At 72.7% G+C, this 16,307-nt stretch carries 12 protein-coding genes; 11 read left to right on the top strand and 1 reads right to left on the bottom strand.

Annotated elements, in window-relative coordinates:
* The first annotated feature begins 169 nt into the window (after positions 1–169).
* From CIB93_RS26370 to CIB93_RS26320, 11 genes are all read left to right on the top strand, one after another.
* On the top strand, positions 170–1,507 hold the full coding sequence (locus CIB93_RS26370; protein WP_096630398.1) for a cytochrome P450: 1,338 nt from the start codon (positions 170–172) through the stop codon (positions 1,505–1,507).
* Positions 1,508–1,554: 47 nt separating this feature from the next.
* Positions 1,555–2,571, top strand: coding sequence for an ATP-binding cassette domain-containing protein (locus CIB93_RS26365; RefSeq protein WP_218839800.1), 1,017 nt, complete (start codon positions 1,555–1,557; stop codon positions 2,569–2,571).
* On the top strand, positions 2,568–3,461 hold the full coding sequence (locus tag CIB93_RS26360) for an ABC transporter permease (protein WP_096630396.1): 894 nt from the start codon (positions 2,568–2,570) through the stop codon (positions 3,459–3,461). The genes CIB93_RS26365 and CIB93_RS26360 overlap by 4 nt, the downstream gene beginning before the upstream one ends.
* Positions 3,462–3,477: 16 nt before the next feature.
* Positions 3,478–4,545: a glucose-1-phosphate thymidylyltransferase gene (locus CIB93_RS26355; RefSeq protein WP_096630395.1), complete on the top strand. Its 1,068-nt coding sequence runs from the start codon at positions 3,478–3,480 to the stop codon at positions 4,543–4,545.
* Positions 4,542–5,498 carry a dTDP-glucose 4,6-dehydratase gene (rfbB, locus tag CIB93_RS26350; protein WP_096630393.1) on the top strand — a complete coding sequence of 319 codons (957 nt, stop codon included), beginning with the start codon at positions 4,542–4,544 and terminating at the stop codon, positions 5,496–5,498. Before CIB93_RS26355 ends, rfbB begins: the two co-directional genes overlap by 4 nt.
* 95 nt (positions 5,499–5,593) lie before the next feature.
* Entirely contained in the window at positions 5,594–6,847 is a 1,254-nt protein-coding gene (locus CIB93_RS26345; RefSeq protein ID WP_096630391.1) for a nucleotide disphospho-sugar-binding domain-containing protein, read from the top strand.
* 168 nt (positions 6,848–7,015) lie between these two features.
* Entirely contained in the window at positions 7,016–9,040 is a 2,025-nt protein-coding gene (locus tag CIB93_RS26340) for a hypothetical protein (protein WP_096630390.1), read from the top strand.
* Positions 9,033–11,069, top strand: coding sequence for a TOMM precursor leader peptide-binding protein (locus CIB93_RS26335; RefSeq protein ID WP_096630388.1), 2,037 nt, complete (start codon positions 9,033–9,035; stop codon positions 11,067–11,069). The genes CIB93_RS26340 and CIB93_RS26335 overlap by 8 nt, the downstream gene beginning before the upstream one ends.
* An 11-nt stretch (positions 11,070–11,080) precedes the next feature.
* Entirely contained in the window at positions 11,081–12,712 is a 1,632-nt protein-coding gene (locus tag CIB93_RS26330) for a SagB family peptide dehydrogenase (protein ID WP_096630386.1), read from the top strand.
* The gene (locus CIB93_RS26325) at positions 12,709–14,271 is read left to right on the top strand and encodes a SagB family peptide dehydrogenase (RefSeq protein WP_096630385.1); all 1,563 of its coding nucleotides are present in this window, start codon (positions 12,709–12,711) and stop codon (positions 14,269–14,271) included. Before CIB93_RS26330 ends, CIB93_RS26325 begins: the two co-directional genes overlap by 4 nt.
* Before the next feature lie 46 nt (positions 14,272–14,317).
* On the top strand, positions 14,318–15,493 hold the full coding sequence (locus CIB93_RS26320; protein WP_096630383.1) for an NAD(P)/FAD-dependent oxidoreductase: 1,176 nt from the start codon (positions 14,318–14,320) through the stop codon (positions 15,491–15,493).
* A gap of 44 nt (positions 15,494–15,537) precedes the next feature.
* Here CIB93_RS26320 and CIB93_RS26315 read toward each other — a convergent pair whose 3' ends face one another.
* Positions 15,538–16,230 (bottom strand): response regulator transcription factor, encoded by a 693-nt coding sequence (locus CIB93_RS26315; protein WP_257002370.1) that lies wholly within the window; start codon positions 16,228–16,230, stop codon positions 15,538–15,540.
* Between the last annotated feature and the right edge of the window lie 77 nt (positions 16,231–16,307).

Below are 16,307 nucleotides of genomic sequence, written 5' to 3'. Positions count from 1 at the left end.
CCCCCCACACCCTCCGCGACACCGCCCACCACGTCCTCACCGACCCCACCTACCGCAACAACACCCACACCATGCGCCACCACATCACCCACGCCGGCGGCGCACCCGCCGCCGCGGACTTCCTCGAATCGCTGGTGACCCCGGTGTCCGCCGCACAGGACGTCCGCGGGTGACGGGGCCCACGGTCCCGCCCGTCGAGATCGACACGCCGTCCTTCTTCGCCGACCAGCACGGGCACTACGGGCGGATCCGGGAATCGTCGGGGCCGCGCCGGGTACGCAATCCGCAGGGGCTGGAGTACTGGCTGGTCACGCGGCACGACGAGGCCCGGACGGTGCTGCTCGACGCCCGGTTCTCCAAGGATCCGCAGCGCGCGTCGGTCGCCTTGAGCGCGGCCGGGTACGGGGTCTCCGGCGCGGGAAGCTTCTTCCTGCCCCTGGTGAACAGCGACCCGCCCGACCACACACGGCTGCGGCGGCTCGTCTCGGGAGCGTTCACCCCGCGTCGGGTCGCGGCGCTGGGGCCCGCGGTCGAGCGCCTCACCCACGAACTCCTGGACGCGATGGCGGAGCGGGACGCGGGCCCCGCCGGGCCGGACGCGGGGGCAGCGCCCGTCGACCTCATGGCGGCCCTCGCCTTCCCCCTGCCGGTCCTGGTGATCAGCGAACTCATCGGTGTTCCTCACGGCAATCGCGGCGCACTGCTGACCTGGGCCGCGCGGATGCTCACTGTGTCGGGACCGGGAGCGACACCTGCCTCGGGGCCGGCGGAGCGCACCCGCAGACTCCACCAGTGGTTCGCCTCCCTGGTCGCTGCCAAGCGGCCCCTGGTCCGCACCGACGTACCCGCGGACGAGCAGCCGGACCTCCTCTCGGCGCTCGTGGCGGCCCACGCGCAAGAGCAGCGGCTGAGCGACGAGGAGCTCGTCAGCCTCCTCGTCCTGCTGTTGCTGGCGGGGCACGAGACGACCACGGGGATGCTGGGCAACGCCGTCGACACCCTGCTCCGGCATCCCGACCAGCTCGCGCTGCTGCGCAAGCGTCCCGAGCTGACCCCCTCGGCGATCGATGAACTCCTTCGCTACGAGACCTCCTTGGCCCGAACGACCCTGAGGGTCGCGACGCAGGACGTCGAACTCGGAGGAACGGTCATCCCGGCGGGCGGCATCGTCAGCGTGGCGCTCGCCGCGGCCAACCGGGACCCGGACGTCTTCCCCCTGCCGGACCGGCTCGACATCACCCGCGAGCGCGGCCCCCACCTCGCCTTCGGCCACGGCATCCATTTCTGCCTCGGCGCGCCGCTGGCCCGGCTGCAGACGGAGACGGTGCTCACCGCCCTGTTCGGCCGCTATCCGGACCTCGCGCCCGCCGACCCGGACCAGCCGCAGTCATGGCGTCCGATCGGTGACATGCGGGGCCTGCTCACGCTCCCCGTGCGCCTCGGGCCCCGCGCACCCGCGCGGCCCGTCCCCGGCCGTCCCGCCGCGTACCCGGCAGGCACCGCGTGAGCGTGCCGCACCGTCCCGACCACCCCCGTCCGGCAGAAGAGGAACCCGTGCTCCCACACGCCACCGGCGCCCGACCGCCCGAGGCGGCGATCGAAGTCCGCGGCCTGCGCAAGCGGTTCGGGAAGACGTCCGCCCTGGACGGCGTCGACCTGACCGTCGCGCCCGGTACCGTCTGCGGTCTACTCGGACCCAACGGAGCCGGTAAGACCACCCTGGTGCGGATTCTGGCGACCCTGTCGCCGCCGGACGGCGGGCGCGCCCGTGTGGCCGGCCTCGATGTCGTCCTCGACCCCGCCCGGGTGCGTGCCAACATCGCGCTGACCGGCCAGTACGCCTCGGTGGACGAGCTGATTAGCGGGCGCGAGAACCTGGAGATGTTCGCCCGGCTTCACCGGATGCGCGGGCCCGTCGTCCGCCGGCGCGCCGAGGAACTGCTCGAACGGTTCGGCCTCCAGGACGCCGCCGGTCGCGCCGTGCGCACGTACTCCGGCGGCATGCGCCGCAAACTGGATCTCGCCGTGAGCCTGGTGGTCCCCCCTGCGGTGATCTTCCTCGACGAGCCGACGACCGGCCTCGACCCGCAGAGCCGGTACGCCCTCTGGGACAGCGTGCGCGAGCTCGTCCGGGCCGGCACCACCATCCTGCTCACCTCCCAGTACCTGGACGAGGCCGACCACCTCTCCGACCGGATCGCCATACTGGGCAACCCGGACGGCGCGGGCGGCCGGGTGATCGCCGAAGGCACGCCCTCCGCCCTCAAGTCCTCGCTCGGCCGCGGGTGCATCGACCTCACCGTGCGCCACGCCGACCAGCTGGCCCTCGCCGCCGAAGCCCTGGTCCGCACGGGGGCCGGAGCGGTCGAGGTCCACCGCGAGCTGCGGAGGGTCACCCTGGCCACCGGACGCTCCACCGGTCCCGGCACCGCCGTGCTCACCGCCGCGCTGCGCGAACTGGAAGCGTCGGGCATCGCGGTGGAGGACCTCGCGCTGCGCCGTCCGACGCTGGACGAGGTGTTCATCGGCCTGGTGACCACACCCGCGACCACCACCGAGGAGGCCGCGTGAGCCCCCGCCCGGCCGGCCCCGCGGCGACGGCGTCGGCGACGACCGGGGGAACCGGGGCGCGATCGGCCCGTACGCGCCGGGACGAACCCCTGCTCTCCCGGCTGCGCTGGGGCGCGGGCGACGCGGCGACCATCACCCGCCGCTACCTGATCCATCTGCGCGGCGCCCCCGAGCGGGCAGCGATGGCCCTGCTGCTGCCCCTGGTCTTCACCCTGCTCTTCGTCTATGTGCTCGGCAGCAACATGCGCGTCCCGGCGGGTGATTCGTACGTCAACTTCCTGATCCCGGGGATGCTGGCACAGATGACGGTCTTCGGCATCGCGGCGAGCGCCTCAGCCGTCGCCGACGACCGGGACAAGGGGATCACCGACCGGCTCCGCTCCCTGCCTATGAGCCGGACCGGAGTACCCGTCGGGCAGTCGTTGGCCGAGAGCCTGGGCGGGCTGATCACCCTGCTGGTCATGGCGGGCTGCGGGCTCCTGGTCGGCTGGCGTCCGGGCGCCTCCGTGACGCACGTCGTGGCGGGACTCGCGCTGCTGCTGGTCGCCCGGTACGCGTTCAGCTGGCTCGGCATGTGGCTCGGCCTGGTCCTTCCGTCCCGGTCGGCCACGGACCTCATCGGCATGCTGACCTTCCCGCTGACGATGGTCTCCAACATCTTCGTGCCGTCCGACGGCCTGCCCGCGGGCCTGCGCCTGGCCGCCGAATGGAATCCCGTGAGTGCGGTGGTGTCCGCGGTACGGGAACTCTTCGGCAACCCCGTCGGTCTGTCCCCCGACGCGGCTTGGCCGATCGTGCACCCGGTGGCCGCCACGCTCGGTTGGTCGCTCCTGCTGCTCGCCGTCTTCGGCCCCCTCGCCATCTCGGCCTTCCGCTCGCCGAAGCACTGACCACTGGAGAGATGTCATGAAAGCCCTTGTTCTGGCGGGGGGTTCGGGTACGCGGCTGCGGCCCATCACCCACACCTCCGCCAAGCAGCTCGTCCCCATCGCCAACAAGCCCGTCCTCTACTACGGGCTGGAGGCGATAGCCGACGCCGGGATCAAGGACGTCGGCGTCATCGTCGGCGAGACGGCCGCCGAGATCGAGCGGGCCGTCGGCGACGGTTCCGCCTTCGGGCTGAACGTGACCTACATAGCGCAGTCCCAGCCGCTGGGGCTCGCCCACGCCGTGCTGATCGCCCGCGAGTTCCTGGGGGACGACGACTTCCTCCTCTACCTCGGCGACAACTTCATCCTGGGCGGGATCACCTCGCTCGTCGACGAGTTCCGCGCGAACCGCCCGGACGTCCAGCTGATGCTGACGCGGGTCGCGAATCCCAGCGCCTACGGCGTCGCCACCCTCACCGCCGCGGGCAGGGTGGCCGCCCTGGAGGAGAAGCCGGAGCGGCCCCGGAGCGATCTGGCGGTGGTCGGCGCCTATCTCTTCACGCGGGCCGTCCACGAGGCCGTCCGCGCCATCGCCCCTTCCGAGCGGGGCGAGTTGGAGATCACCGATGCCCTCCAGTGGATGCTGGACCACGACCGGGACGTCAGGCCGACGGTGATCACTGGCTACTGGAAGGACACGGGCAACGTCGCGGACATGCTTGAGGCGAACCGGCGCGTGCTTGAGGTCCTGGAGCCGGCCGTGGACGGCACCGTCAGCACCGACAGCGAACTGATCGGGAGGGTCAGGGTCTGCGCGGGAGCCGAAGTGCGCGGCTCCCGCATCGTCGGCCCCGCCCTGATCGGCGCGGGGTCGGTCGTCGTCGACTCCTACGTGGGCCCGTCGACCTCGATCGCCGAGAACTGCCGGATCACCGACAGCGAGATCGAGTTCTCGATCGTCCTGGACCACGCCTCCATCACCGGAGTCCGCCGTATCGACGCGTCGCTGATCGGTTGCCACGTCGAGGTCGCCCCGGCGCCCCGCGTACCGATGTCGCACCGTTTCGTCCTGGGTGACCACAGCAAGATACGGATCTCCTCATGAGCGGTCGGCACTACCTCGTCACGGGCGCCGCCGGGTTCATCGGCTCGCACTTCGTCAGCGACCTGCTGGGGCCCGGATCGCCGCCGGACGTCCGTGTCACCGTCCTGGACGCGCTCACCTACGCGGGCGATCCGGCGCACCTCGCCCCGCTCTCCGGCGACCCCCGGTTCCGCTTCGTCCAGGGGGACATCACCGACGTCCCGCTCGTCCGCACCCTGATGGAGCCCGGGTGTGTGGTGGTCAACTTCGCCGCCGAAAGCCACGTGGACCGCTCCATCGAGGACGCGGGAGCCTTCGTCCGCACCAATGTCACGGGGACGCACGTGCTCCTCGACGCGGCGCTCTCAGCGGGCGCCCGCTGCTTCCTCCAAGTCTCGACCGACGAGGTGTACGGGTCCATCGACCACGGTGCCTGGACCGAGGAATCGCCCGTCTCCCCGAACTCGCCCTACGCGGCCACCAAAGCCGCCGCCGACCTGCTGGCGCTCTCGTACGCCCGGACGCACGGCCTTGACGTGCGGGTCACCCGCTGCAGCAACAACTACGGCCCGCGCCAGCACCCCGAGAAGCTGATCCCGCTCTTCGTCACCACTCTGCTGGCGGGCGGGGCGGTGCCGCTCTACGGCGACGGGGGGAACGTACGCGACTGGCTGCACGTCTCCGACCATTGCCGCGGCATCCGGCTCGTGCTGGATCGCGGCCGGGCCGGCGAGGTGTACAACATCGGGAGTGGCACCGAGTTGACCAACCGCCAGCTGACGGGGATGCTCCTGGACGCCTGTGGGGCCGACTGGAGCGCGGTCCGCCACGTCAAGGACCGCAAGGGGCACGACCGCCGCTACTGCGTCGACGACGGGAAACTGCGGCGCCTCGGATACCGACCTCTCGTCCCCCTCGCGGATGGCCTGGCCGAGACCGTCGGCTGGTACGCGGCCACGCCCGCCTACCGCTGACGACGCGGCCCGCGCCGACCGTCCCGCTCCCTCCACCACTCCGTCACGCCAATCGGGCTCCGCGTTCAGGGCTCGCAGCTTCAGAAGGAATCTCCGTGCGCGTCCTGTTCTCCGTCTTTCCCGCGACGGCCCACACCCTCCCCGTCATCCCGCTCGCCTGGGCGCTGCAGAACGCGGGACACGAGGTCCGGATCGCCACCCACCCCGACGCCGCGGGGGCGGCGACGCAGGCGGGGCTCGCCGCCGTGCCCGTCGGCGGATCGGAGGATCTTCGCGAACTCGCCGACTTCAGCCGCAACCCCGCCCTGCTCGGCCACCTCGGCGGGAACCTCTCCGTCGCCTCCCCCGACTGCCCCGACTGGGGTCCGAAGTGGTTCCGGATGACCCGCGTGTTCGCCGGTCTGCGACCCCTCTTGGAGGAACTCACCGGTGTCGCCGTGCGCTGGCGCCCCGATCTGGTCCTGTGGGACCCCTTCTGCCTGCCGGCCGCCGTCGCGGCGCGGCTGAGCGGCGCCGCACACGCCCGAGTGCTGTGGGGGCGCGACAACATCGCCTGGCTCCGGCAGAGGTCCCGACGCTATCTGGCACAGGCTCAGGGCGGGACCTGGCCGGACCCGCTGGAGGAGGTCATGCAGCAGCTGCTGGAGCCGTACGGACTGCCCTACGAGGAGGAGCTGCTCCTCGGCCAGTGGACGATCGATCCCCTGCCCCCCGGGGTGAGACTGCCGGCGCCGGACGTCCGGTACGAGGGCATGCGGTGGGCGTCCTACAGCGGAGGCGGCCCCGTGCCCGACTGGCTGCACACGAAGCCCGTCCGCCCGCGCGTCTGCCTGTCGTGGGGAACCGGGGAGCCGGGTGCGCAGCCGCGGCCGGGGGGCGGGGCGCCCCTCTCCGAGGTGCTCGGCGCCCTCGCGGAACTCGACGTGGAACTGGTCTCCGCGCGCAGCGGGCTTGCGGCCCCGGCCGTCGACGTACCGGGCCGGGTGCGCCTGCTGGACCGGCTTCCGCTCAGCCAGTTGCTCCCGGGGTGCTCCGCGGTCGTCCACCAGGGCGGCAGCACTGTGTTCTCCGCGGCCGCGGCGCACGGCGTACCCCAGCTCGTGGTTCCGACGTCGTTCTGGGACGAGGAAGGGACGGCGGGGTACCTCGAACACCGCAACGCGGGACGGGTGCTGGACCCTGCCCGGTGGGATGCCACGACCCTGCGTGACGCGCTGTCGGCCCTGCTGGCGGACCGCCGCGTCCACGAGCAGGCCAGGGCCCTGCGCGACGAACTCGCGATGCTGCCGGGGCCCTCCGCGCTCGTACCCGTGCTGGAGCGACTGACCGGCCTCCACCAGCGGATCTGAGACGAGCGGCCCCACTCCAGTCGTAGTCCGGCCCCGCCCGCGGGCCCGTGGCGGAGACAGGAAAGCAGTCCCGGGACGGACGACCGCGCACCGGGGTCCTTGACACGATCGACCTCACGATTCGACGCGGGCACGACCTTCACGACCAGCCGAACGCGGAGCCCCACCATGCACAACACCATCGCGGCCATGTACCCGCGGATGAGAACCGGGATCTTCTTCACCCCCACCACCGAAGGCGACGGTGTCCTCCTGACCAACGGCAGTGAGGTCGTGTCCTTCCTGGGCGCCTCCACCTACGCCTGGCTGGACAGACTCTCTCCGCACCTCGACGGCTCGCACCGCGTGGCCGATCTGACGGCCGGCCTGCCGCCCGCGCCCCGGAAGATGGTGGAGAAGCTCGTCGGCGCTCTCCACGACGCCGGTCTGGTCCGTGACGTCAGCCAGGACATGGCCCATTCCCTGAATCCGGACGAACTGGAGCGCTACGCCTCCGAGATCGCGTTCATCGAGGCCTTCCACACCTCGCCCGCCCTGCGCTTCCAGCGCTACCGCGAGACCCGGATCTCCGTCATCGGGTCGGGCGCGGTCTTCGCCGCGGCCGTCGAGGGCGCGCTGCTGACGGGCGTCGCCCGGCTGTCGGCGCGGCCCGCCCCCGAGCGCGGCCCCGAGGACCGCGCCGTACGGGAGCGCCTCGACGAACTCGCCGCCGAGGCGCGGCGGCGCGATCCCGGTCAGCGGCTGGAGACGGCGGCGCTCGATCCCGCCGATCCTGTGGCGCTGCGCGACGCGGTCGGGGCCGCCGATCTGGTCCTGTACGCGGCTGACCGCACCGACCCCGGCGCACTGCGCGCGCTCGACGGGATCTGCGGCGACCTCGACCGGACCCTCATCCCCGTCACGCTGTACGGGGACGCGGCGTGGGTGGGGCCGACGTGTGCCGCGGACCGGCCCTGGGTGCGGTGGGAGAGTCTGTGGCTTCGGCTGGGCGACCGGCCCGACGGCGAACGGGAGCGGACCCGGTTCCTCACCGGTCCCGTGCCCGGCATCGTCGCCAACCACCTGGTCTTCCGCGCGTTCGAGCACCTCACCGGCGGGGCGGACGCGACGGCCGCGGACGAGGACCACCCCGGCCGGGCGTCCGGCGCCGTACGCCTGGACCTGGAGACCCTCCAGACCTCGGCCCACGAGCTGGCACCGCATCCGCTGGTGCCCGGGGCGGCCGACGGAAGCGCTGATGAGCGGCGGATCCGGGACCTCGCCGACGGAGCGGCCGTGGACGCGGCCGAACTCGCCGCACGCGTCGTTCCCCTGACCGACGTCCGGCTCGGTGTCCTCGGCCCCGTGTCGGAGGCGCACCTCGAACAGTTCCCGCTGCGCGTGGTCCGTCTCGCGGTGACGGATCCGCACCGGCCCGGCACGCCGTTCACCGTATGGGGCGCCGGATCCGATTTCCCGCAGTCCCAGGACGCCGCCCTGCGCCACGGGCTCGCCGCCCATGCCGTCCGCTCCGCCGCCACGACGACGCGTGCCGACAGCGTGCGCGGCGTCAGTCTCCTGGACGGCGCCGACCGGGCGGTACCGGCGCCGCGCGTCTTCGTCGCTGCGGGGGACAGCGCCGTGCCCGGCTCCCTTCCGGTCGGTACGGCCGGCGCGGCCACCTGGGCGGCCGCCGTCGAGCAGGGCCTGCTCGACCACGTCCTGCGTGGCGCGCCCGCCGGGGCCGCCTTGAAGGCGACGGACCACCGGACCACGGAGCAGCTCGATCTGACCGCCGGGGCACGGCGGTTCCTGGACCTGCTCGCGGCATCGGGCGAGACGCTCACGGCGCACACCGTGGACGCGCCTGCGGGGGTCCACCTGTACGCCTTCCGGCTCGGCGCCGACCAGGCGGGCCTCGTCGAGCACGGCGCGGGGTTCACGGCGGCCGAGGCCGTCGAGGCGGGGCTCGGCCGGCTCCTGCTGGCCTGGCAGGCCCGTAACTCGGGGCAGTCCGAGTACGCGCCCTCCCCCGCCGTGAACCTGCGCACTTCCTCCGTGGCCGACACGCGTGCGGACGAACCGCGCTACCGCGCCTTGGTCGAGGCTCTGCACCTCGCCGGATCCGCGGCGGTCGCGGTTCCCCTCGACGGCGACCCGGCCGTCCGTGAGGTACTCCCCTACCTGGTCAGGGTGGTGCTCCTCGATGTCTGAGCCGACCTCGAACCCCGTTCCCCCGCGCACGGTCGCCGTCATCGGTGACGGCGGCCTGCTCGACGCGGCCGTCGCCCGGGTCGCGTCACGCGGGTTCCGTGTGCTGCGCCCGGGCGACGCGCCGATCACCGACGAACTCCGCTCGTGCGCGGCCGTCCTGCTCCCGAGCGACAGCGCGAGCACCGCCCGGTACTCCGATGTGCGCGCGGCCGCCGAGGCCGTCGGCATCCCCTGGATCCCGGTCGGCACCGACGCGGACGCCATCCATGTGGGGCCGGTGGCCGCGGGCACCGGGCAGGCCTGTCCGACCTGCGCGGACTGGCGCCGCCGTCTCGCGCGGGACCAGGCGGGGCACCACGAGACCCTCCGCGCCCGCCACGGCTCCGCGTTGGCGGCCCTGCCCTCCCGGCTCCGTACGCGGCCGGCCGCGGCCGTGGCCGCGGAACTCGCGGTCTCCCTGCTGGAATCCGCCCTGTCCGGCGTCCCGCGCCGGGACACCGACGCCGGTACGGAGGGCGCGGAGGTCCGCCGTCCGGGGGACGTGTTCCTGCGGGTCGAGTTGGGCTCGCTCGCCATCACCTCCCACCGCTACCTGCCCTACTCCCTCTGTGAGGACTGCGGAGGCCTGCCCGACGACGACGCCGGGCCGGCGCGCATCGTCCCGGTCTCCCGCCCCAAGCCCGCGCCCGATGTATTCCGCGTACAGAACGTGGTGGCCCGCGAGCAGGAGCTGTACGACCTGTACGTCGACGGAGCCGCCGGTGTGGTCCCCTCGGTGGAGGACGAACGCGGAGGCCCCCTGCCGCGTGCCATGGCCCCGCTGAGCTCGCTGCGCGGCAACAACTCCCAGAATGGCTGGGGCCGTACGACCGACTACCGGTTCTCCCGCATCACCGCCGTCCTGGAGGCCCTGGAGCGCTTCGGCGGCGAGGAGCCCCGCGGCCGTCGTACATCGGTCACGGCCAGCCGCCGCGAGCTGGGCGAGCGCGCCGTCGACCCGCGCGCCTTCGGCCTCTATCCGGACGAGCGCCACGAACTGCCGGACTTCCCCTACACCCGGTACGACGAGGACCTGGTGATGCCCTGGGTGTGGGGGTACTCCTTCGCCCGGGGCGAAGCGGTACTGGTGCCGGAGCGGTACGCCTACTACGCCGCGCACAGCCACGAGGAACCCCGGTTCGTGTACGAGATCTCCAACGGCTGCGCCATGGGCGGCTGTCTGGAGGAGGCCGTCCTGTGCGGTCTGCTGGAAGTCGCCGAACGGGACGCCTTCCTGATGACCTGGTACGGACGGATGCCCATCCCCCGGGTCGACCCCGCCAGCGCGCGGGACCGCTCCATCCCGATGATGATCGAGCACCTGCGTCACCGGACGGGGTACGAGATCCAGCTCTACTCGGCCACGCTGGAGCAGGGCGTCCCGTGCTTCTGGGCGGTGGGGCTCGATACCCTCGGCGACCCGGGCAGGCCCCGGATCCTGTGCGCGGGCGGCTCCGCGCTCCAGCCCGAGAAGGCCGTGGTCAACGTCCTGCACGAGATGGGGCACCTGCTGGAACACGCGAAGCTCTACGACTCCGCGGAGCGGGACCGCGCCGCCCGCATGGTGGCGGACCCGTCGCTGGTCAAGGTGATGGGCGACCACTCGGTGCTCTACAGCCACCGGGACGCGTTCGACCGGTTCGACTTCCTGTTGTCGGAGCGCAAGGCGCGGCCGTTCGCCGACTTCGAGGAACAGTGGCGGTGGCCCGCCCACACTGATCTACGGTCCGACCTGGACGAGATGGTGCGCCGCTACCTGGACCGCGGCCTGGACGTCCTCGTCGTCGACCAGACGACACCGGAACACCGGGCAGGCGGATTCGCCTGCGTGAAGGTGATGGTGCCCGGCACCCTGCCGATGACCTTCGGACACCGGAACAGGCGTGTCGACGGGCTGCCGCGGCTCTTGAACGTTCCGTACGAACTGGGTTACCGCGACCGGGTCCTGACTCCCGGGGACATCAATCCCCATCCCCACCCCTTCCCCTGAGGACTGCACGGATGACGGCCATCGAAGGGCGGGACGGGCACACCGCGTCGCCAGGTGCCCGGTACTGGCACCGGTCCCTGCACGACTACGCCGCTATGACGGCGGGAGCTCCGCGGGGCCGCGAGGGCGGTCCCGCGGAGCCCGCGCGGTTCACCCGGTTCGGCGCGCTGCCGCGGTACCCGCTGCCCGCGCCCGTGGGGGAACTCGCCCCGCTCACTGTGACCGCCCCGGACGCCACCTTCCACTCGGCGCTGCTCCACTACTCCTGCGGTGTGCTGCGGACCGAGTTCGGTCCGACGGCCCGCTGGCCCTATCACAGGGCAACGCCCTCCGCCCGGTGCTTCGCCCCCGTCGAGACGTACCTCTGGACCCCCGGGCACGAGGGGCTCCCGGCGGGTGTCTACGCCTACGATCCGGCGCACCACACGCTCGTGCTGGTGCGTGCCGGGGACCACCGGGCCTTCCTGAGTGCGGCGTTGGGCGCGGACCTCGACGACGCGGTGGGGGCGCTGCTGCTCTCCACGGTCTTCTGGCGGACAGCCTTCCGCTACGGCGACTACGCCTACCGGCTGTGCGCGCAGGAGACGGGACTGGTCGCGGGGAACGTGATGATGGTCGCGGACGCCCTGGGCATGCAGGCGCACCTGCACCACCAGTTCCTCGACGGCCCCCTGGAGCGGCTCGTCGGAGCCCCGGGCCCGCAGGAGAGCGTGGCCGCCGTCCTCCCCTTTTACTCCCGGCGGGACTCGGGGCACAGACCGGTCCTGCGGAGCGAGGCCGCGTACACCGGGGAGGCCCTGGCCGCTCTCCTCGGGGCCGCGCACGGCCGGCCCGCGCCGCCGACGACCGGAATCGATGCCCTGGCGGAACTGACCGGGATGGACGCGGCTGCCCGGCTCACGGACACGGCGTCCTTCTCTCGGCTGCCCGCCGGTCCGGCTCCCGCACGGCGGACGGACGACGCGGGGGCCCGGACCCCCGATCTGGCGCACTGCCTGCGGCTTCGCACCTCGGGCAGTCCCGCCTTCAACCCGGCCCGTCAGCCCGTCCCCTTGGACGGGATCCGCCGCGTGCTCGGTCCGCTGTTCGACCCCTGGCCGTCCGATGCGGTGCCTGACGGCGCGGCGCCGCCCGTCACCGCCCATCTCTGGGCGGTCAACGTCAGCGGGCTCGCCGACGGAGTGCACCGGGTGGCACCGGACGGACTCCACCGGCTCGGGTCCGCCGCCCCCCTCCGCGCCCGGGACATCGGCATGGAGGCGGCCAACATCAACTACCGGGCCGTCGCGGCCGTGGTGTTCCTCTCGGCCCCGCGCGCGGTCGCCCAGGAGGTCTTCGGTGACCGGGCGTTCCGCGTCCTGCACCACGAGGCCGGAGCCGTCGCGCAGCGGCTTTGCGTACGGAGCGCCGCCGAGGGGCTCGCCGCCAGGATCCACAACGGCTACGCGGCGCGGACGTTGTCCGGGGTACTGGAGCTGCCTCCGGGGCACGAGCCGCTGTTCCAGATCGCGCTCGGCGTGCCTGGGCCCGACGAACGCTATCTGATGCCGGTCACCCGGCTCTCGACGACCGCTCAGCGGCCCGGACACCCCGGCGGGCCCACCGCTGCCGCACCGACACGGAACGAGGTACACACCGCATGACCGCACACGCTCCGTCCGTCGGCGCGACAGCACTGGGATTCCTGCGCTCCGGCCATCAGCCGCCGGACGCCCTGCCCGCGGCGGACCCTGCCCGCCTCCCGCCGGTCCACAAGCGCTACCCGTCGGCCCCCTCGGTGCCCCTCCCGTCCGGCGGCGAGCCGTCGGTGGACGCCTCGCTCCCCCGCCTGTCCTGGCTGCTGCGGCAGACCGCCGGGCTCACCAGGATGCGCTGGATGAGCGGTCTCATGCCGCTCGGTCTGAGCGGCTCCGGTGAGCCGCGCGACCGGCGGGTGCTCCTCTCCCCCGGCCGGATAGGGGCGGCCTCCGGCTCGCGCTACCCCGTGGAGGTCTACGTCGCGCACGGCGCGTCGGACGGTCTCCCGGCCGGGCTCGCCCACTACGACCCCGTGCACCACGTACTGGAACGCCTGCGGGACGGTGACGGCCGGGCCCGGCTGCTCGGCCTGCTGAGCACGCCGCCGGAGCGGGAGCCCGAGTTGGTACTGCTCCTGACGAGCGTGCTGTGGCGCAACGCGGCCAAGTACGGCGTGTTCGGCTACCGGCTGCAGAGCCTGGACGTCGGGGTCGTGGCTGCCCAGGCAGTGGCCGCCGCGGAGGCGACAGGGCTGACGGCCACCATCCACCTGCACTACGACGACACGGCCCTGGACGAGGTCCTCGGCTTGTCCCCCTTCGCCGAGAGCGTCTTCGCGGTGGTCACCCTGCACCGGGCGGAGGACCGGCCCGCGCCCCGCGCGGAGCGGAACGCCCCGTGGTACGGCCCCGTGCCCGAGGCCGTACCCGGACCGGCTTCGATCTCCGCAGTCCCCGAGATGGCGGAGGCGGCCGCCCTGCACTCCGCGATCCGCGCCGCGGCGCCCGGTTCCCGGGGGTGGCTCCCGGCGTGGTCACCTGATGCCGGTGCGCTCCCGCACGCACTGCCGACGGCGGACCTGAACCTTGCCGACGGCTTCGCCGGACGGCGTACCGTCTACGGCTACCGGCCCGCTCCGGTGCCGGAGCATACGCTCGCGGCTCTGCTCGCCGCGGCCGCCGCGCCCCTCCCCACGGACACGCCGGACAGGGCGGACGCACCTGCCCTGCGGCTCGCCGGGGTGGTGCAGCGCGTCCACGCGGTGGCGACGGGCGCCCATGTGTACGACCCCGTCGGGCACGCGCTGATCCCCACCCGGCCCGCGGAGGCCGTGCGGGCGATGATCGGCGCGGCCAAGAGCCCCATGCTGGCCGACGAGTGCCGCACCGCCACCGCGACCCTGGCGCCCTGCGGTGATCTGCGGGCGGGCATCGAGCGGTTCGGCGACCGCTGGTACCGGACGCAGAACATCGCTGCGGGAGCCCTCGCCCAGCGCGTCGCACTGGCCGCGGCCGCGGTCGGGCTGGAAAGCCACGTGCACTGCGACTTCGACCCGGACCGCGCCGCCTCGGCCCTCGGCCTCGGCCCTGGTCCCGGAGCGCTCCAGCCGCTGGTGGTGGTGACCGTGGGGCCCCCGTCCCCGCAGCACTCGGACCCGCAGCTGCCGCTTCGGGGCCAGGCATGAGAACCCCACCCGCACCCCTGCCCGGCAGACGGAAGGACACCAACTGATGGATCTCTACGATGTCGTGGTCGTAGGCGCCCGGAGCGCGGGAGCCTCCACCGCGATGCTCTTCGCACGCGCCGGCTGCCGGGTCCTCCTCCTGGACCGGATGCGCTTCCCCAGCGACACGCTCTCCACGCAGCACGTCCACCGGCCCGGGCTGCGGCTGCTCAACCGGTGGGGCCTGCTGGGGCGGCTGGCGGACACCGGCTGCCCGCCGGTGCGCCGGATCTCCTACACCCTGGGAGACCTCCGGCTGGAGGGGGCCGTACCGGTGGAGGAAGGCATCGACGCGGTCTATGCGCCGCGCCGGTTCGTCCTTGACAGCCTCCTGATCGACGGCGCGGTCGAGTCCGGCGTGGAGTTCCGCGAGGGGTGCACCGTGACCGGCGTGCTGTCCGACGCCGGCAGGGTGTCCGGTGTGGAGTGGCGTACGGCCGCGGGGTCCACGGGCCGGGCGCACGCCCGGCTGGTGGTCGGCGCGGACGGGATGCGCTCGACCATGGCCCAGCACGTCGGCGCCCGTACGGTGCGGGAGAACGCTCCGCGCACCTGCGTCTACTACGGTTACTGGGAAGGCCTGCCCGCGGAGTTCGAGGTGTACGAGCGAACCGGCCGACTGATCGGCGTCGTCGGCACCCATGACGAACTCACCTTGGTGGCCGCCTACTTCCCGCAGGAGGAGTTCCCCCGAATACGGAAGGACCCGCAAGGGGCCTACCTGGAGGCGCTCCGCACGACCGCCCCGGAACTGGCCGAGCGCGCCGCGTCGGCGCGCCGGGTGGAGCACCTGCGGGGCACGGGGAGCCAGCTCAACTTCTTCCGCGAGACCACCGGACCGGGCTGGGCCCTGGTCGGCGATGCCTCGTGCCACAAGGATTCGATCACCGGAACCGGTATCAGTGACGCCTTCGAGCAGGCATCACTGCTCGCCGGATCGGTAGGCGGGTCGCTGCACGACGAGCACGCGACGGCCGCCGCGCTGGAGCGGTACGCGGCCGGCCACCAGCGCCTCCTGAAACCGCGCTACGAGACGGCGCTCCAAAGCGCACGACTCGAAGTGAGCGCGGAGCGACTGGAGTTCACCCGCTGGATCTCCGGCGACCAGGCGTCCACCGAAGCGTTCCTGTCGGTGGCGGTGAGCCACATCGATCCCTCTCTGCTGGTCCCCACCACGGGGTGAGGGGGTCCCCGACGGCCGCAGCCGACCGGGAACCCCCTCACCGGTCACGCCGCGGAGGCCCTCACCAGCCCCGTCTCGTAGGCGAGGATCACCGCTTGGGTCCGGTCGCGCAGCCCGAGCTTCTGGCACAGGTGATAGAGGTGCGATTTGACCGTGGCCTCGCTGAGCGACAGCATCTTGGCGATCACCAGGTTGGAGTGACCGTTGGCGACGAGCGCCAGGACATCACGCTCACGACCGGTGAGCAGCGAGAGCCGCGAGGCGGTCGCGGGGGCCATCTCCGGCGCCCGGTTGAGCAGCAGCCGGATCAGCTGGACCGCGGGCGGCGACTTCAGCACCATCGCCCCGTCAGCGATGTCACGGATGGCCGCGGGGAGCGACTGCGGGTCACAGTTCCCGGGCAGCAGCCCCCGGACCCCGCCCCGTAGCGCCGCGAGCATTTCGTCGTCCTCGGTGGCGGAGCTGAGCATGAGGACCCCGGGCGCGGCAGCCCAGCCCACCCTCCTCAGAATCATTGCAATCGCGACGCCATCCATGGCATCCGGATCATGGCTGATCAACGCGACATGAGGTCGCAGTTCCCGTACGGCCGCCTCCACCTCACGCGTGTGCAGCGCCTCACCGACAACTACCATGTCGGGCTCGCGTTCCAGAACGCTGGCCAGGCCCACGCGCATCAGATGGTTCGGGTCACACAGAAGAACCCGAATACAGTCAGCCTCAACATCATTCGCCACAGTGCGACTTACCCCCGTAAATGCATGAACTCCTGCCGAGATCGCCTAAGAATTGGCGATTCGACTGGTCTGGACCA

Source organism: Streptomyces sp. WZ.A104, from assembly GCF_002382885.1.
Taxonomy (GTDB): domain Bacteria; phylum Actinomycetota; class Actinomycetes; order Streptomycetales; family Streptomycetaceae; genus Streptomyces.
The sequence above is the reverse complement of the archived record's forward strand: the minus strand, read 5'-3'. Positions and strand labels throughout refer to the sequence as shown.